Below are 17,188 nucleotides of genomic sequence, written 5' to 3'. Positions count from 1 at the left end.
ACACCACCCTGGGGGAGAACCGTCCCGTGCTGATCCGGCTGTTGCGCAGTCATCTGCGCCCCTACAAGACGACCATCTGGCTGGTCGTCGTCCTGCAGTTGATACAGACACTCGCCGCGCTGTACCTGCCGACGCTCAACGCCGACATCGTCGACAACGGGCTCGTGAAAGGCGACACCGGCTACATCATGCGGGTCGGCGGCATGATGCTGCTGGTCACGCTGGTGCAGATCGCCGGCTCGATCGGCGCCGTCTACTTCGGCGCGCGCACCGCCATGTCCCTGGGCCGCGACGTGCGCGGCTCGGTGTTCCACCGAGTCCAGGACTTCTCCGCCCGCGAGGTCGGCCAGTTCGGCACACCCTCGCTCATCACCCGCACCACCAACGACGTGCAGCAGATCCAGATGCTGGTGCTGATGACGCTGACGCTGATGGTGTCGGCGCCGATCATGTGCGTCGGCGGTATCCTCCTGGCACTGAACCAGGACGTGCCGCTCTCATCGCTGCTGCTGGTGATCGTGCCGGTGCTGGGCGTCGCCGTCGGGCTGATCATCGCCCGCATGCGCCCGGCGTTCCGGCTCATGCAGGTGCGCATCGACAAGATCAACCAGGTGATGCGCGAGCAGATCATGGGGATCCGCGTGATCCGCGCGTTCGTGCGCGACAAGCGCGAGCGCGAACGCTTCGGCCAGGCCAACGACGAGCTGCTCACCGTGTCGCTGCGCGTCGGCCGGCTGATGGCGCTGATGTTTCCCACCGTGATGCTCGTGGTCAACGTCTCGAGCGTCGCCGTGCTGTGGTTCGGCGGGCACCGCATCGAGAGCGGCTCGATGCAGATCGGCGCGCTCACCGCGTTCCTGGCCTACCTGCTGCAGATCCTGATGTCGGTCATGATGGCCACGTTCATGTTCATGATGGTGCCGCGCGCCGAGGTGAGCGCCGAGCGTATCTCCGAGGTCCTCGACACCGAGTCGAGCGTCCGCCCGCCACTCGAGCCGGTCTCCCCCGGCCGCGTGCACGGCGTGCTGGAGCTGAGCGGCGTCGAGTTCTGCTACCCCGGCGCGGAGAAGGCGGTGCTGCGCGACATCTCGCTGAGCGCGCGACCCGGTGAGACCACCGCCGTGATCGGCAGCACCGGCAGCGGCAAGACCACGCTGCTCAACCTGATCCCCCGGCTCATGGACGCCACCGCCGGCACCGTTCGCGTGGACGGCATCGACGTGCGCGAGCTCGACCCGGCCGTGCTCGCCTCTGCTGTCGGGATGGTGCCGCAGAAGCCGTACCTGTTCGCGGGCACGGTGGCGAGCAACCTGCGTTACGGCAACCCGGACGCCACCGACGAGGAGCTCTGGCACGCGCTGGAGGTGGCGCAGGGCAAGGACTTCGTGCAGAAGATGCCCGAAGGGCTCGCCTCCCCGATCGCCCAGGGCGGCACGAACGTCTCGGGCGGGCAGCGCCAGCGTCTCGCCATCGCGCGGATGCTGGTGCACAAACCGGAGATCTACTTGTTCGACGACTCGTTCAGCGCGCTGGACTACGCGACCGACGCGGCACTGCGCCGCGCGCTGACCGAAGAGACCCGCGAGGCGACGGTGGTCATCGTCGCCCAGCGCGTGAGCACCATCCGGGGCGCCGACCGCATCATCGTCCTCGACGACGGGCGCGTCGTCGGCACCGGAACCCACCACGAACTGATGGACGGCAACGAAACGTATCGGGAGATCGTGCTTTCGCAGCTGACCGAACAGGAGGCGGCGTGAGCGAGGAAGCGGGCACCAGCGGAGCCGTCGCGACCGAGGTCGGCGAGCGGCCGACGGCGGCGCGCAACAAGAACGTCGCTCCGGCCGCCGGGCCGGGGCGGTTCATGGCCGGCGGCATGCCGCCGGAGAAGGCCATGGACTTCAAGGGGTCGCTGGTCCGGCTGCTGCGTCTGCTGCGGCCGCAGCAGGCGGCGTTGATCGGGGTGCTGGTGCTCGGCACGGCGAGCGTCGCGCTGACCGTGATCGGGCCGAAGATCCTCGCGCGCGCCACCGACCTGATCTTCGCGGGCGTGATCGGCAAGAGCCTGCCCGCCGGCGTCACGAAGGACGCGGTGGTCGCGGGCCTGCGGGCCGAGGGCAACACGACCCTCGCGGACATCTTCTCCCGCGCCGACATCACGCCGGGCCAGGGCATCGACTTCACAGCCGTGGGCCAGGTACTGCTGCTCGTGCTGGCGCTGTACGTGGTCGCGTCGTTCTTCGGCCTGATCCAGGCGCGGCTCACGACGAGCCTCGTGCAGGGCGCGGTCTATTCGCTGCGCCGCGACGTCGAGGAGAAACTGGCGCGGCTGCCGCTGCGCTACTTCGACCGCCAGCCGCGCGGTGAGGTGCTCAGCCGCGTCACCAACGACATCGACAACCTCGCGCAGTCGCTGCAGCAGACGCTTTCGCAGATCGTCACCTCGGTGCTGACGGTGATCGGCGTGCTGGTCATGATGTTCCTGATCTCACCGCTGCTCGCGATCATCGCGCTGCTGACCGTGCCCGCGTCCGTGTTCGTCGCGGCCAAGATCGGCAAACGCGCGCAGCCGCAGTTCATCAAGCAGTGGGCGACGACCGGGAAGCTCAACGCGCACATCGAGGAGATGTACACCGGCCACTCGCTGGTGAAGGTCTTCGGCCGGCGCGAAGAGGCCGAAGCGACATTCCGCGAGCAGAACGACACGCTGTACAACGCGAGCTTCCGGGCGCAGTTCATCTCCGGCACGATCCAGCCGGCGATGATGTTCATCGGCAACCTGAACTACGTGCTGGTGGCCGTGATCGGCGCGCTGCGCGTGGCGTCGGGCAGCCTGACGCTGGGCGATGTGCAGGCGTTCATCCAGTACTCGCGCCAGTTCAGCCAGCCGGTGACGCAGATCGCGAGCATGGCGAACCTGCTGCAGTCGGGTGTCGCCTCGGCCGAGCGGGTGTTCGCGCTGCTCGACGCGAAGGAGCAGGACCCCGAACCGGCGGACCCGCAGCGCCCGGCCGTGGTCCACGGCAAGGTCGAGTTCCACGACGTGTCCTTCCGCTACCTCGAGGACACGCCGCTGATCGAGAACCTCTCGCTCACGGTGGAGCCGGGCCAGACGGTCGCGATCGTCGGCCCCACCGGCGCCGGCAAGACCACGCTGGTGAACCTTTTGATGCGGTTCTACGAGATCGACAGCGGGCACATCACGCTCGACGGCGTGGACATCGCGAAGATGGACCGCGAGGAGCTGCGCGACAAGACCGGCATGGTCCTGCAGGACGCGTGGCTGTTCGGCGGGACCATCGAGGAGAACATCGCCTACGGCGCCGACGACGTGACGCACGAGCAGGTCGTGGAAGCGGCCACGGCGACGTACGTGGACCGCTTCGTGCGCACGCTGCCCGACGGCTACGCCACGGTGATCGACGACGAGGGCGGCACGGTCAGCGCCGGTGAGAAGCAGCTGATCACGGTGGCGCGGGCGTTCCTCGCGAAGCCGGCCATCCTCATCCTCGACGAGGCGACCAGCTCCGTGGACACCCGCACGGAGGTGCTCATCCAGCACGCGATGAACTCGCTGCGCGAGGGCCGCACGAGCTTCGTGATCGCCCACCGCCTGTCCACGATCCGCGACGCCGACGTGATCCTGGTGATGGAGTCGGGCCGCATCGTGGAGCAGGGCGACCACGAAACCCTGCTGCACGCGGGCGGCGCGTACTCCCGCCTGTACGCGGCGCAGTTCGCCGAGGCGATGGCCGAGACAGACTGACCCGCCGGGCTGTCCGATCCGGGGCGGTGCCGCTGTGGTGAAACACGGCGGCGCCGCCCCGGATGCGTTCCCGGGGCCGGCTTCTACGGGCGAGGCACGTTGCGCAGGTTGGACTTCGCCAGCTGCAGCATCTTGCCGACCCCACCGCCGAGGACGGTGCGGCTCGCGGCGAGCGCGAAGCCGCGCACCTGGGCGGCGGTGATGTTCGGCGGGATCGACAGCGCGTTGGGGTCGGTCACGACGTCGAGCACCGCGGGGCCGTCGTGGTCGAGGATCTCGCGGATGCCCTCGCGTACGTCGGCCGGCTTCTCGACCCGGCGCGAGTGCAGGCCGGCCGCGCGCGCGATGGCGGCGAAGTCGACGGAGTCGTGGTCGGTGCCGAACTCGGGCAGGCCGTCCACGAGCATCTCGAGCTTCACCATGCCGAGCGAGGAGTTGTTGAACACCACGGCTTTCACGGGCAGCGCGTGGGTCTTCAGCGTGAGCAGCTCCCCCATCAGCATCGCCAGCCCGCCGTCGCCGCACATCGCCACGACCTGGCGGCCCGGCGCGGCCGACTGCACGCCGATGGCGTGCGGCAGGGCGTTGGCCATGCTGCCGTGCACGAACGAGCCGATCAGCCGGCGCCGGCCGTTGGGCGTGACGTAGCGGGCCGCCCAGACGTTGCCCATGCCGGTGTCCACGGTGAACACCGCGTCGTCGGCCGCCTCCTCGTCGAGGATGTCGGCCACGTACTCCGGGTGCAGGGGCACGCGCTGCGCGACGTCGCTGGTGTAGGCGTCGACCACGCGCTGCAGGCTGCGTTCGTGCTTGTGCAGCATGGTGTGCAGGAACGAGCGGTTTTCTCGCCGCCGAAGCCGCGGCAGGGCGGCGCGGATCGTGGCGCCGACGTCGCCCAGCACGCCGAACTCGAGCACCGAGCGGCGGCCGATGCGAGCCGGGTCGATGTCCACCTGCACGGTGTTGCGCTGAGGCAGGAACGTGTCGTACGGGAAGTCGGTGCCGAGCAGCAGCACGAGGTCGGCCTCGTGCATCGCGTCGTAGCAGGAGCCGTAGCCGAGCAGGCCGCTCATGCCGACGTCGAACGGGTTGTCGTACTGCACGTACTCCTTGCCCCGCAAGGAATGCCCGACCGGCGCGCCGATCGTGTCGGCCAGGGCGAGGAGATCTTCGTGGGCGTCGCGGCAGCCCGCGCCGGCCATGATCATCACCTTCTCGGCGCGGTTGATCCGCTCCACGAGCCGGTCGACGTCGGCCGCGGCCGGCACGATGGCCGGTGGAGTACCGAGCGACGCCGACACCCCCGTCTCGTTCACGGCCGACTCGTGCGAGACGTCGCCGGGCAGCACCAGCACGGCGGCGCCGCGCCGGCCCACGGCGTTCTGCACCGCGATCCGCGCGAGCCGCGGCATCTGCTCGGGGCCGCTCACCAGCTCGCAGTAGTGCGAGCACTCCGCGAACAACTGCTGCGGATGCGTCTCCTGGAAGAAGCCGGTGCCGATCTGCGTCGACGGGATGTGCGACGCGAGCGCGAGCACCGGCGCGCCCGAGCGGTGCGCGTCGTAGACCCCTTGCAGCAGGTGCAGGTTGCCGGGACCGCAGCTGCCCGCGCACACGGCCAGCTCACCCGTGAGCTGCGCCTCCGCGGCCGCGGCGAACGCACCGGCCTCCTCGTTGCGCACGTGCACCCAGTCGATCCCGCCGCGGGCCGAGCCGCCGGTGCGGCGTACGGCGTCCACCACGGGGTTGAGGCTGTCGCCGACCACGCCGTAGATGCGGCGCACGCCGGACTGCACGAGAACGTCGACCAGCTGGTCGGCCACGGTCGCCATGAGCGGTCCTTTCCCTCGGTTCCCCGGCAGTCTCGCACCTCTCGGCAAACGTCGCTCGCCCTTGACAACTATTCTTGTCAATGACACGGTGGGTTTCCGTCAGGTGAGGAGGAACCGGTCATGACCCACGAGTTCGACGTAACCAAGCAGGTCCGTCTGCCCACGCCCCCGGAGGCCGTGTGGGACGCCGTGGCCACGGGACCGGGCATCGACTCGTGGTTCATGGGCAAGCACGAGGTCGACGTGCAGGCGCGGCGGGTCCGCTTCGCCATGGGCGAGTTCACCAGCGAAGCCGAGATCACCACCTGGGACCCCCCGCGGCGGTTCGCCTACCGCGCCACGCCGGCGCCCGACGGCAGCTTCGACGCGTTCGAGTTCCTCGTGGAGGCCGCCGAGGGCGGCACGTCGGTGCTGCGCTTCATCCACCACGGCTTCACCGCGCAGGATTGGGGCGAGGAGTACCACGAGGGTTTCAGCCACGGCTGGGACATGTACCTGCATACGCTCGGCCAGCTCCTGCGGTACTTTCCCGGCCGCCGCGCGCGGTTCGTTCTCGCCGCCGGTCCGGAGTCCTCGGCTTCGCTCGAAGCCTGGACGAAGCTGGTGCGCGCGCTGGGCCTGCCGGAGGTGCCCGAGGTCGGGCAGCCGGTGCGGTTCGCGGTCGACGGCGTGGGGACCGTCGACGGGATCCTCGACTACACGACCCCGCACTACGCGGGCATCCGGACCCCGGACGCGCTCTACCGCTTCCACGAGCGGTCCGTGCTGGGGATGCCGATCGCGATCGGGCACCACCTGTTCGCCGGCGACGCCGACGTCGAACAGGAAGGCAAGGCCTGGCAGGCGTGGCTGGAGCGCGTACTGGCGTGAGCGGCGCCAAGGTGGGCGCGCACCCTGAGGGACGGGGGTGCCACGTCTGCGATGGCGGACGAACTCGCCGAACGCCGGTGCCGACGCGCACTCGGCCAGGCTCCCGAACCGCTCCCCGAGCACCCTGGCGACCGCCACCCTGTCGACGAACATCCCGTCGAGAACCGTGGCGTGTTCGTGGTCGCGGCTGCACTGGGACTTCCGGCTCGAACGCGGCGGGGTGCTCACGTCGTGGGCCGGCCCGCGCGGCCTGCCCGCTCCCCCGGCCGCGGGCGGCTCGCGATCCGCATCGACGACTGGCCGGTGGACTACGCGGACTTCGAAGGCGAGATCCCGGCGGGCGAGTACAGCGCTAGTACGGCGCGGGGACGGTCGAGGTGTGGGACCGCGGCCGCTACGAAACCGTGCACTGACACGTGCACCGCATCGAGTTCGTGCTGTACGGCGAACGGCTGCTGGGCCGCTACGAACTCGACCACGGTGCCGGATCGGCGGACGGCTGGCGGCTGCGTCCGCCTCGACCCCGCCGAGCCCTGTCACGAGGACACACCGAGGTTCCTCGCACCGATCCGATGCCCGCGCACCCGGGCCGCATGCCCTCCATCGCCGGGGACGACGACTGGGCGTACGAGTTCGCGTGGCCGGGCCGTCGCACCCTCGTGCGCACGGGCGGCGCGGGCGCCGGCCGTCGACGAAACCGGCGCCGACGTGACCGCGCGCTACCCGGAACTTCGTGGTCTCGCCGCGCAACCCGGGTCCACGAAAGCGTTGCTGGACGGGCAGATCGTGGTCTTCGCCGCGGGCCGGCCCGACCCCGACGGGCTGCGCCGCCGCACGTAAGCCGACCCCGGCGCGGCGCGCCGACTCGGGGACGGCAACCTTCGTCGTCTCCGACGCGCTGCACCTCGACGGCCGCTCGCGGCTCGACCTGCCCTACGGTCGAGCGCCGCGCGCTGCTCGACGATCTGGGTCTCGCCGGCGACCACTGGCAGGTGTCGCCGACCCACTTCGGCGATGGCGGCTTGGTCGCGGCGAGCCGCGACCACGGCCTGCCCGGCCTTTTCTCGCGAAACGCCGGAGCAGCCCGTACCAGCCTGGCCGGGCGAACACGGACTGGCTGTTCGTGGCGTCCCCGGACGTGCGCCGGGTGCTCATCGCCGGCTGGCGCCCCGGCGGCGGCCGGCGAGCGGGGACTTTCGGCTCACTGCTGCCGGCCGTGCCCGACGGCGCGGACCTGCGCTATGCGGGCAACGTCGGAGTCGGCTTCTCGCAGGAGAAACTCGGCTGCCTCGCCGTTGCGCTCGCGGAGCTGGCACACCGCGGCCGCCGTTCGCCGACGTGCCCTGCCACCCCCGCGCGCTCTGGGTGCGGCCCGTGCTCGCCGCGAAGGTCGTGCACGAGCCGAAGTCCGCGCCACGCTGGCGCGGGCTGCTCAGCGAGCCCGGGTGGCCGGGCGGCGCAGGCACAGCGCGATGCCGGCCAGCAGCACGACGGCACCCGCGATGATGTTGCCCGTCAACGCTCCGGCCGACGGCGCGGTCTCGTCGCCGTAGCGCAGGACCAGCGGGGACACCGCGGCCCAGGCACCGAGCACCGGCAGGATCCACGTGAGCGCCTGCGGGCGGGCGGTGCGCGCGCGCACGGCGGCGAGCACGATGATCGCCAGACCGGCCACCGTGTTGCTGATCGCGAGCTCGGCCGCGCCGCCGAACCGCGCCAGCCACGGGCCGATGATCAAGTACAGACCAGCCAGCACGGCCAGCCCCGCGGCGCCGCCGACCAGTGCGCCGACTGCGCCGCTCCCGCCGGCGCGTTCGGTCGTGGTGGACATCCCGGATCACCTCGCCGTAGTCGCGTTCCCTTGATCGGGTTCACCGGTGGGGTACCCACGATCGGCGTGGCTCGCACGGACCCGGGTGATCCCCACCCGTTCGGCGGCCGGTCAGGCGCGGGCGGCCGCGCAGGCGTCCACGAGCCGCGGCCGCACGTCGAGGGCCTCGGCGGCGCCGGTGACGTCGAAGACCCGCAGCACGAGCCGTCCGGTCGCGACCACGGACAACGCGGGGCGCGTGCGGCTCGTCTCCTCCAGCACGCGCAGGCCGGCGCAGCTGAGGAACCCGACGCGGGAGAGGTCGACCACGAGCTTCTGCCCCACCACGCACGCTTCGGCCAGCACGGTCCGGAAGTCGCCGACGGAGGCGGCGTCGATCTCGCCCGCGGCGGTGACGAGCACGAGGTCGTCGTCGCGGACGGTGGTCAGGAGGGTGAGGCCGGAATCCCCTCGGCGCTGGGGCATTGGCCTGACGGTACGCGCTCCTCCGGCCCGGTCAACCCCCGCGCGGCGCGCAGGTGGGCGACCTCACTAGTCACCCAGAGTGAGTGAACGGCCGCGGAACGGTCATCGGTGCTGCTGGGCCGGGGGCTGCCCATCGCCCTCAGTGGTGGGCAGCCCCCGGCGGCCCGCTCGGATGAGGCGAACGGAGGGTCCGATCAGCCGCCGTGGTTGCTCGGGTGTCACGCACTCGTCCAGCGGCGAAGAGCGATGCGCGAACGGTCCCTTCGCGCCGGAGCTCCGGCTCAGGCGTGCGCGAGCAGCTTCGCCTTCAGGTCCGGCCGGTCGGCCAGGACGTTGTCGCCCAGGGCGTGTTCCAGCAACGGCTTCAACGCACCGTGCGGGGCGCTCGACCAGTCGAGCGGACCCAGCGGCGGCTCCGGGTCGTATTCGATGCCGAACTGGACGGTGCGGGCGACGTCGGGGCCGGCGAGGCGGTCGACGAGGTGCAGGGCCAGGTCGATGCCCGCCGAGACGCCCGCGGCGGTGATCACGGAGCCCGCGTCGACCCAGCGGCGGGCGACCGGGGTGGCGCCGAAGGCGCGCAGGAGGTCGCGGAACATCCAGTGGGTGGTGGCCTCGCGGCCGTCGAGGAGGCCGGCTTCGCCGAGGAGCAGGGCGCCTGTGCAGACGGATGTCATCAGCTCGGCCGTGCGCGCGGTCTTGGCCAGGTAGCCGATCAGCGGCCGGTTCGCGAGCGCCTCCAGGGTCGGCGCGGAGCCGCCCGGGACGAGGACGCCGTAGGGCTCGCGGACGTCGGCGAAGGTGTGGCTGGGCGCGATCCGCAGGGGCGTGTCGGTGCCGATCGGGTCGAGGGTCTCGCCTACGACCACCACGCGGAAATCCTGATCCGCCATGGCGAACGCGCTCAGCACCTGGAGCGGGCCCACGAGGTCGAGCACCGTCAGGCCGGGGTAGAGGACAAAGGCGAACGTTTTTTCGGTCATGCGTCCCACCGTCCCTCGCGGGCGCGCGAACGGGCTCGCGATGTCCGGAATCCTGCGAACCATGTCGATCGGCCTGCTGACCTGCTAACGTTCGATCATGCCGGGGCCAGCACGGCAGGTCGTGATCGTCGGGTACCCCGACGCCGAGCTGCTCGACATCGCGTGCGTCTCCGACGCGCTCGACGCCGCCAACCGGCTCGGCGCGCGCCCGGGCTACACCCTGCGACTGGCCACTGTGGACGGACACCCGTTCCGCTGCCAGTCCGGCATCACGCTGACGCCCCACGTGCGGCTGGACCAGGTTTCGGGGCCGCTGCACACGATCGTCGTCTCCGGCGGCCTCGGCCACCGCGCGGCGGCGGGCGACGAACGCCTGCTCGAACACGTCCGCCGGCTCTCCCGGCACAGCACGCGCACCGCGTCGGTCTGCACCGGCTCGACCGTGCTCGCCGCCGCCGGCCTGCTGAGCGGCCGCCGCGCGACCACGCACTGGGCGTACGCGGCGCAGCTCGCCGCGAAATACCCGTCGGTGACCGTGGACCCGGTGCCGCTGTTCATCCGCCACGGCGACGTCTACACCTCCGCCGGCGTCACCAGCGGGCTCGACCTCGCGCTGGCGTTCGTCGAGGAGGACCACGGCCCGACACTCGCCCGCGAAGCCGCCCGAGCCCTCGTGACCTACCTACAGCGGCCCGGCAACCAGGCCCAGATGAGCATGTTCCTGTCCGGCCCGCCGCCCGAGCACCGGCAGGTGCGCGACCTCACCGCGTTCGTCGCCGAACACCTGGGCGAGGACCTCGGCACGCCCGTGCTGGCCCGGCAGGCGGGCATCAGCACCCGCCAGCTGACCAGGTTGTTCGACGCGCATCTCGGCACCACGCCCGGCAAATACGTGCGCACCGTCCGGGCAGAGCACGCCGCCCGGCTGCTCGCGGGCACCGACCTGCCCCTGGCCGCCATCGCCCGCCGCTGCGGCTTCGGCTCCACCGAGACGCTGCGCCAGGCCTTCCTAGACCACTTCGACACCCCGCCGTCCGCCTACCGCCGCGTGCACCTGCGCCAGGCGCTCGGCTGAGCGAAACGCCGGAATCGACCGGGTCGTCCCCACCCGGTACGGGTGACGGCCACGGCGTGAGTGCAGGATGTGCGCCGTGGCACCGCCCGACTACCCCGACGACGTCGACGACACCGGCCCCATCCGCCGAGTGGCCGGCGACCCCGCTGCTCCTCCGGCGTCCGGGGCCCGGCCGCGCCGCCCCCGCACGGGAGACGAGCCCCGCTGGCCCGGAGCGGAAGAACAGGTGCGCCGAGCCACGCCCCGCTCCGGCGACCACCCCGTCGGCCGCCGCACGGGAGAAACCCAGCCACCACGCCGCTCCGGCGAGACTCCCCCGCCGGCCGGCCGCCGCACCGGCGACACGCCCCCGCGGGCGAGTCGCCACGCCGACGGAACCCCGCCGGCCGGCCGAACCGGGCAACCTCCGCTGTCTTCGCGCCACGCCGACGGAACCCCACCACCCGCCGGCCGCCGCACCGGCGAAACCCCGATCCCCCCACGTCGCCGCGGCGAGACCCCTCCGCCGACCGGCCGCCGGGGCGCCCCACCTTCGCGCCGTACCGGCGAAACTCCGGTGCCGCCCGCACGCCCAGCGGAGGCACGAGGTCGCCGCACCGGCGAAACCCCGCTGCCCCACGCCGACGGCGGCTCGTCGTCCGCGGGCCGCCAGAGCCGCGAAACCCCACTTCCACCCTCCCGTCGCACCCAGGGACAAGCACGCCGCGACGGCGAAACCTCGCGCGTCACAAACGATTCCCCGTCACCCGACGCCGAAGCGGCCCGGCCGGCCACCGGCCGGCGCTCCGGCGACACACCGCCCCCCACCGGCCGCCGCCCCCGCACCATCGCGAGCCCGGACGAAGCGCCGGAACCCGCCGAACCGCCCGCACGCAAGGGCCTCCGCGCCGCCCTCACCGCGCAGGCACACGGCCACGGTCATGGACACGGCCATGGCCCAGCCGCCCCCGCCTCCACCCGCGTCCGCAAGCTCGTCATGTGGCTGCTCGTCCCGCTCGCTCTCGCGACGGTCGTCGGCATGGTCGTGCTGTACCCGTGGGGCAAGGCGTCGCCGACGAGTGTGGTGCCGCAGGGCACGCCGGTGCAGGCGTTGATCACGGCGACCGTCACGGGGCCGTGCCTCGCGAACGGCCAGGTGCAGGTCGGGGCCGACACCGACCCCGACCAGAAGCCGTGCCTCACCGTCGACCTGACGATGACCGACGGCCCGGGCGACGGGAAACCCCTGCAGCTCATCGTGCCGATCGAGCCGAGCACGCCGCGCTTCTCCACCGGCGACAAGGTGGTCCTCGCCTACAACGGCGGCAACGCCACCGACCCGGCGTCGTTCCAGCTCGTCGATTTCCAGCGCGGCACGCCGCTCGTGCTGCTGGCCGCGCTGTTCGCCCTCGCGGTGCTGGTGCTCGGTCGCTGGCAGGGGCTCGCGGCGCTCGTCGCGCTGGTGCTGAGCTTCGTGGTGATCGTGCTGTTCGTGCTCCCCTCGATCCTCGCCGGCGAGAACCCGCTCCTGGTCGCGATCGCGGGCGCCGGCGCGATCATGTTCGTCGCGCTGTACCTGACGCACGGGCTGTCGGCGAGAACGTCGGTGGCTGTGCTCGGCACATTGGTCAGCCTCGCGCTGATCGGGATCCTGTCGGCGATCTTCTCCGTGGGTGCCTCGCTCACCGGCCTCGACGACAGCACGTCCACGCTCATCGGCTCACTCGGCCACGGCATCGACGCGCGCGGCCTGCTGCTCGCCGGCGTCGTGATCGGCGCGCTCGGTGTGCTCGACGACGTGACGGTGACGCAGACCAGCGCCGTCTGGGAGCTGCGGCGCGCGAACCCTTCGCTGGGGTGGCGGGAACTCTATCGCTCGGGCCTGCGCATCGGCCGCGACCACGTGGGCTCGGCCGTGAACACCCTCGTGATGGCCTACGCCGGCGCCGCGCTGCCGGTGCTGCTGTACTCGTCGATCTCCGGCGTCGGGCTCGGCGCGCTGCTCGGCAGCGAGGACATCGCGTCGGAGATCATCCGCACGCTCGCGGGGTCCGTGGGCATCGTCGCGGCGGTCCCCGTGACGACGGTCCTGGCGGCGCTGATCGCGGCGCGCGAGCCGGTCGACCACCTCTTGAGCACCACGGATGGCCCCTCGGCACACCAGTAACACGAGCGAGCCCCGGCGGGAACCGGACCCGGTGGCTGCGGTACGAAGTCCGCGACCGAGGCGAGTACGTCCGTACCCGAGGAGGGGTCGTGTTCTCAGCCGTACTGGTGGGACCGCGGGTCACCATGCACCTGGTCCGGCGGTTGTTGGCGGCCTTGCCGGAAGCGGCCGAGGCCGTCCCGCGGATCGCGAGCGCGCTCGACGACGTGCGGGCGACGCTGCGCCATCTCGAGCGACTGCTCGCCTACGTCGCCGAAGAACTGCCGGACCTCGCCGACCAGGTGGAGCAGATCCGCGCTCGCGTCGACGGCATGGACGAAGTCCCGAAGGACGGCGTCACTCCAGCGTCGCGACGAAGCGGCTGACGGCCTCCATCGGGAACCGCTGGATGTAGCGCCCGGCCGGGGCGGCCGACGCGAGCCGGTACAGCGGCCGCTCGGCCACGGCGTCGCCCCGCGCTTCCGACCGCAGCTCCGCCACCAGCAGCTCGGAGAACACCAGCCCGTTGGCCTCGGTGTTGTTCAGCAGCGCGTCGGCGACCCGGCGCAGCTGCAGCGCGCCCAGCTCGCGCCCGCCCGTGCCGGCGAACACGGCGAGGTCGACCTTCACCGTCTTGCGCCGCTTGCCCGCGTTCACGAGCAGACTCACCGTGCGGGTGCCGCGCACGTCGCCGATGACGATGTCGAGCCGCTCCGCCTCGACGAGCCCGATGCGCCGGATGCCCCACGTACGCACGACCAATGTCGTGCCTTCGAGCCAGATCCGGCGCCGCAGTGTGTAAAGGACGATGTACAGCAAGGGAAGCGCCACGATCACCGCGACGATCAGCCCCACCAGCTGCCCGCCGATCAGCCCTGCGATGCCACCGAACGCCGCGGCCACGATCACCGCGCCGACGAAACCGGACCATGCGCGCCGGCGCGTGAGCTTCGCGTCCTCGGCGAACAGCGGCAGCCGTTCCGGTGCGCCCTTGACGCCGTCCTGCTCGGTCATGCCCGTCACGCCTCCGCCGCCGTGAGCGCGGGGTTGGTCGCGCGTTCGCGCCCGATGGTCGTGGCGGGCCCGTGGCCCGGCAGCACGACGGTGTCGTCGGGCAGGGTCAGCAGCTTCGTGCGCAACGATCTCTCCAGTTCGGCGCCGGAGCCGTCGGAGCGCCCGATCGACCCGGCGAACAGCGTGTCCCCCGTGAGCACCAGCCTGCCACCTTCGCTCGCCTGCACGGCGAAAGCCACCGACCCCGGCGTGTGGCCGGGCACGGCCACGACCTCGAGCGCCAGGCCCGCCTCTTCGAGCGGGCCTTCGGCCAGCGGCACCGACGGTCCCGCGAACCACTCGTGGTCGGCCGGGTGCAGGTGCAGTGGGAGATCGTGGCCGGCAGCGCCGGCGACGTGGTCGGGGTGACCGTGGGTGGCGAGCAGCGCGACCGGCGTGAGCCCGTGCTCGGCCAGCGCGGCCGCGAGCGGTGGGGCGGACTCCTGCCCGGGGTCCACCACCACGCACCCGCCGCCGGGTGCCGGGGCGAGCAGGTAGCAGTTCGCGCGCAGCGGCCCCGCGGCGAATCCGACGACGAGCACCAAACCCCTCCTGTCCCGGCGTTGGCGAAGCGGCGCCGATCACGATCGGATCGAGACTAGCGGCCCCTGTACAGAGTCCTCACAGGCTGTGCCCATACACTGCCGCTACCTCAGACGTGTGACATCGAGCCTGAACTGGAGGGCGGGTGGCGACCAACCAGCAGCGCCGTGAAGCCGCTAAGCGGAAACTCGAGCGGCAGATCGAGCGCCGGCGGGACCGGGCCAAGCGACGCAAGATCGTGGGCGCTGGAGTGGTCGGCGGTGTTGTTCTCATCGTGGCCGGGGTAGTCGTGTGGGTTGTGAACAGCGGCGGTGGCGACGACAGCACGGCGGCCGCCAGCCCGCCGCCGTCGAGTTCGGCCCCGCCGGTGCCGACCGTCGGCCAGATCCCGACGCAGCGCACCGCGCTGCCGACGCGGCCGAAGGCCCTGCCGAACCCGACCACGTGCACGTACCCGGCCGACACGAACAGCGCGCCGCCGCCGAAGAAGACCACGCCGCCGGACGGCAAGAACGTGGCGTCGCAGGGCAAGGTCGACATCACGATGAAGACCACCGCCGGCGACATCCCGATCACGCTCGACCGCGCACTCGCGCCGTGCACCGTCGAGGCCTTCGTGAGCCTGGCGAAGCAGGGTTTCTACACCGACACGATCTGCCACCGCCTCGGCGTCACCGACCTGCAGATGCTGCAGTGCGGCGACCCGAACGCCAAGGGCGACGTGACGACCGACGGCACCGGCGGCCCCGGCTTCACCATCCCGGACGAGTTCATCGACGGCGAGAAGTACGGCCGCGGCATTCTCGCCATGGCGAACACGGGCCAGCCCAACTCGGGCGGCAGCCAGTTCTTCATGGTCTACGGCACCGCCGAGCTGCCCCCGAACTACACCATCTTCGGCAGTATTTCCGACGAAGGCCTCAAGGTCCTGGACTCGATCGCCAAGACGGGCATCGGCACCGTCGGCCAGGACGGCGCGACCGGTGAGCCGAAGAAGCAGGTCAAGTTCACGGCCGTGAACGTCGCGGCCTGAGTGTTTTTCCCGTTCGAGCTGAACGGCGCCGAACCCGGCGCCGTTCAGCTCGCTCGCGTTCTGGGCGGCTACAGCCACTTCACCGCGATGCAGGTCCGCGACGGCCGGGTCCGCGGCCTCGCCCTCCACCTCACGCGGCTGGCCACGAGCACCCGGCTGCTGTTCGACAGCGAACTCGACCTCGACCGGGTCCGCGGCTACGTCCGCAAGCTCGTCGCCGGGCGGGGCGCGCTGTCGGTGCGCGTGCTCATCTCTTCCCGCTCCAACGAAGAAGATCCGGTCATGGAGCCCGAAATCCTCGTGCGCACCGGTCCCCCGCGTGAGCACGTCGCCGACCCGATCCGGCTGAGGTCCGTGCGGTACCAGCGCGACCTGCCCGAGGTGAAGCACACCGGCACGTTCGGCCTGATCCACCACTCGCGCCAGGCCGTGCTCGCGGGCTACGACGACGCGGTGTTCATCGACCACAGTGGACACCTCAGCGAAGCGTCCGTCTGGAACCTCGGGTTCCTCGAAGGCGACACCGTGGTGTGGCCCGAAGCAGCGGTGCTGCCGGGCATCACCTACCTCCTGCTGAAGAAACGGCTGGCCGTCGCCGGGGTCGCGCAGGTGACCCGCCGGGTCCGCCCCCACGAGCTGCCCGGCTTCGACGCCGGGTTCCTCACCAACTCCGAGACCGTGGGCCGGCCGGTCGCGTCCGTCGACGGTGTGGTGCTGCGCAACGACCCCGCGGCCGCACGGCTGCTCACCGAGGCGTACGAAAGCACGCCGTGGGACGAGATCTGAGTGTCCGTCACCGGTGCGTGAACTTCGGCGGCCGGCGGTTCAGGAACGCGTCGACGCCCTCCGCGTAGTCCTCGCCGTGCAGTGCGGCCAGGCGGATGGCGTCCACTTCGTCGTCCGGGTGTTGCTGCCCGCCGGCGATCTTCTCGATGATGCGGTTCATTCCGCGAATCGAGGCCTGCGAGCGGGAGCAGAGGGTGCCCACGAAGGCCGCGGTGGCTGCGGCGAGGCCTTCCCCCGAGTGGAGGTCGTTGACGAGGCCGATCTCGCGGGCGCGCACGGCGTCGACGAGCTCGCCCGACAGCAGGAGGTACTTGGCGTTCGCGGGGCCGACCAGGGAGACCAGCAGGCGCGTCGAGTCGAAGTGGAAGACGATGCCCAGCTTGGCGGGCGTGATGCCGAAGCGCGCGTCTTCTGAGGCGAAGCGGAAGTCGCACGCCACGGACAGCTGGCAACCGCCGCCGATGCAGTTGCCCTGGATCATGGCGACCGACGGTTTGCGCATCGAGGTCAGGGCGGCCACGGCGCCGTCGACGGCCTTGTCGTAGGTGGCCGCGCCGTCGGCGGTGGAGCGCAGATCGCGGAACTCGCTGATGTCGGCGCCGGCTGAGAAGTGCTTGCCCGCGCCCGTGAGCACGAGGACCTTGAGCGCCGGGTCGTCCTCGACCTCGGCCACGACGTCCGGGATCGCCGACCACATGCCGTAGGTGATGGCGTTCATCTTCTCCGGCCGGGCGAACGTCAGGCGCGCGACTTCGCCGTCGCGCGTGAACTCGAATCCGTCGGTCATGCCAGCACCCTAGCGGGATCGCCCTGCGCGAAACCCGCG

16 protein-coding genes are annotated in these 17,188 nt (G+C 71.6%); 9 read left to right on the top strand and 7 right to left on the bottom strand.

Annotation, left to right across the window (positions count from 1 at the left end; all coding sequences use genetic code 11):
* Positions 1 to 26: 26 nt before the first annotated feature.
* Both AB0F91_RS33450 and AB0F91_RS33445 read left to right on the top strand, forming a co-directional pair.
* The gene (locus AB0F91_RS33450; RefSeq protein ID WP_360604055.1) at positions 27 to 1,760 is read left to right on the top strand and encodes an ABC transporter ATP-binding protein; all 1,734 of its coding nucleotides are present in this window, start codon (positions 27 to 29) and stop codon (positions 1,758 to 1,760) included.
* Positions 1,761 to 1,876: 116 nt separating this feature from the next.
* Entirely contained in the window at positions 1,877 to 3,766 is a 1,890-nt protein-coding gene (locus AB0F91_RS33445; protein ID WP_360604193.1) for an ABC transporter ATP-binding protein, read from the top strand.
* Between the two features lie 83 nt (positions 3,767 to 3,849).
* On the opposite strand, the gene AB0F91_RS33440 is transcribed toward AB0F91_RS33445, so the two are convergent.
* Positions 3,850 to 5,598, bottom strand: coding sequence for a pyruvate dehydrogenase (locus AB0F91_RS33440; RefSeq protein WP_360604053.1), 1,749 nt, complete (start codon positions 5,596 to 5,598; stop codon positions 3,850 to 3,852).
* A gap of 120 nt (positions 5,599 to 5,718) precedes the next feature.
* Between AB0F91_RS33440 and AB0F91_RS33435 the strand changes: the two genes are divergently transcribed.
* Entirely contained in the window at positions 5,719 to 6,468 is a 750-nt protein-coding gene (locus AB0F91_RS33435; RefSeq protein WP_360604051.1) for an SRPBCC domain-containing protein, read from the top strand.
* Between the two features lie 708 nt (positions 6,469 to 7,176).
* On the top strand, positions 7,177 to 7,308 hold the full coding sequence (locus AB0F91_RS33430) for a hypothetical protein (RefSeq protein ID WP_360604049.1): 132 nt from the start codon (positions 7,177 to 7,179) through the stop codon (positions 7,306 to 7,308).
* 592 nt (positions 7,309 to 7,900) lie between these two features.
* On the opposite strand, the gene AB0F91_RS33425 is transcribed toward AB0F91_RS33430, so the two are convergent.
* The 3 genes from AB0F91_RS33425 to AB0F91_RS33415 all read right to left on the bottom strand — a co-directional run bounded on the left by AB0F91_RS33425 (position 7,901) and on the right by AB0F91_RS33415 (position 9,747).
* The gene (locus AB0F91_RS33425; protein WP_360604047.1) at positions 7,901 to 8,299 is read right to left on the bottom strand and encodes an SPW repeat protein; all 399 of its coding nucleotides are present in this window, start codon (positions 8,297 to 8,299) and stop codon (positions 7,901 to 7,903) included.
* A gap of 111 nt (positions 8,300 to 8,410) precedes the next feature.
* Positions 8,411 to 8,764: an STAS domain-containing protein gene (locus tag AB0F91_RS33420; protein WP_360604045.1), complete on the bottom strand. Its 354-nt coding sequence runs from the start codon at positions 8,762 to 8,764 to the stop codon at positions 8,411 to 8,413.
* A gap of 281 nt (positions 8,765 to 9,045) precedes the next feature.
* A complete protein-coding gene (locus tag AB0F91_RS33415) occupies positions 9,046 to 9,747 on the bottom strand; it encodes a DJ-1/PfpI family protein (protein ID WP_360604043.1) in 702 nt (233 codons plus the stop codon).
* A gap of 97 nt (positions 9,748 to 9,844) precedes the next feature.
* Between AB0F91_RS33415 and AB0F91_RS33410 the strand changes: the two genes are divergently transcribed.
* From AB0F91_RS33410 to AB0F91_RS33400, 3 genes are all read left to right on the top strand, one after another.
* Positions 9,845 to 10,822, top strand: coding sequence for a GlxA family transcriptional regulator (locus tag AB0F91_RS33410; protein ID WP_360604041.1), 978 nt, complete (start codon positions 9,845 to 9,847; stop codon positions 10,820 to 10,822).
* Positions 10,823 to 11,378: 556 nt separating this feature from the next.
* On the top strand, positions 11,379 to 12,968 hold the full coding sequence (locus tag AB0F91_RS33405; protein ID WP_360604191.1) for a YibE/F family protein: 1,590 nt from the start codon (positions 11,379 to 11,381) through the stop codon (positions 12,966 to 12,968).
* 89 nt (positions 12,969 to 13,057) lie between these two features.
* Complete coding sequence (locus AB0F91_RS33400; protein WP_360604039.1) at positions 13,058 to 13,333, top strand: hypothetical protein; 276 nt, start codon at positions 13,058 to 13,060, stop codon at positions 13,331 to 13,333.
* Here AB0F91_RS33400 and AB0F91_RS33395 read toward each other — a convergent pair.
* Both AB0F91_RS33395 and AB0F91_RS33390 read right to left on the bottom strand, forming a co-directional pair.
* Positions 13,305 to 13,961: a hypothetical protein gene (locus AB0F91_RS33395; RefSeq protein ID WP_360604037.1), complete on the bottom strand. Its 657-nt coding sequence runs from the start codon at positions 13,959 to 13,961 to the stop codon at positions 13,305 to 13,307. The two genes, AB0F91_RS33400 and AB0F91_RS33395, sit on opposite strands and share 29 nt — an antisense overlap.
* Before the next feature lie 5 nt (positions 13,962 to 13,966).
* Positions 13,967 to 14,542, bottom strand: coding sequence for an MBL fold metallo-hydrolase (locus AB0F91_RS33390; RefSeq protein WP_360604035.1), 576 nt, complete (start codon positions 14,540 to 14,542; stop codon positions 13,967 to 13,969).
* 146 nt (positions 14,543 to 14,688) lie between these two features.
* On the opposite strand from AB0F91_RS33390, the gene AB0F91_RS33385 reads away from it, so the two are divergent.
* Positions 14,689 to 15,576 carry a peptidylprolyl isomerase gene (locus tag AB0F91_RS33385; protein ID WP_360604033.1) on the top strand — a complete coding sequence of 296 codons (888 nt, stop codon included), beginning with the start codon at positions 14,689 to 14,691 and terminating at the stop codon, positions 15,574 to 15,576.
* Positions 15,577 to 16,362, top strand: coding sequence for an aminotransferase class IV (locus AB0F91_RS33380; protein ID WP_360604031.1), 786 nt, complete (start codon positions 15,577 to 15,579; stop codon positions 16,360 to 16,362).
* A 7-nt stretch (positions 16,363 to 16,369) separates the two neighbouring features.
* Here AB0F91_RS33380 and AB0F91_RS33375 read toward each other — a convergent pair whose 3' ends face one another.
* Complete coding sequence (locus AB0F91_RS33375; protein WP_360604029.1) at positions 16,370 to 17,149, bottom strand: enoyl-CoA hydratase-related protein; 780 nt, start codon at positions 17,147 to 17,149, stop codon at positions 16,370 to 16,372.
* Between the last annotated feature and the right edge of the window lie 39 nt (positions 17,150 to 17,188).

Source organism: Amycolatopsis sp. NPDC023774 (assembly GCF_040639695.1).
Classification (GTDB): Bacteria; Actinomycetota; Actinomycetes; order Mycobacteriales; family Pseudonocardiaceae; genus Amycolatopsis.
Note: the sequence above shows the minus strand (reverse complement) of the source record. Positions and strands in the feature narration are given on the sequence as shown.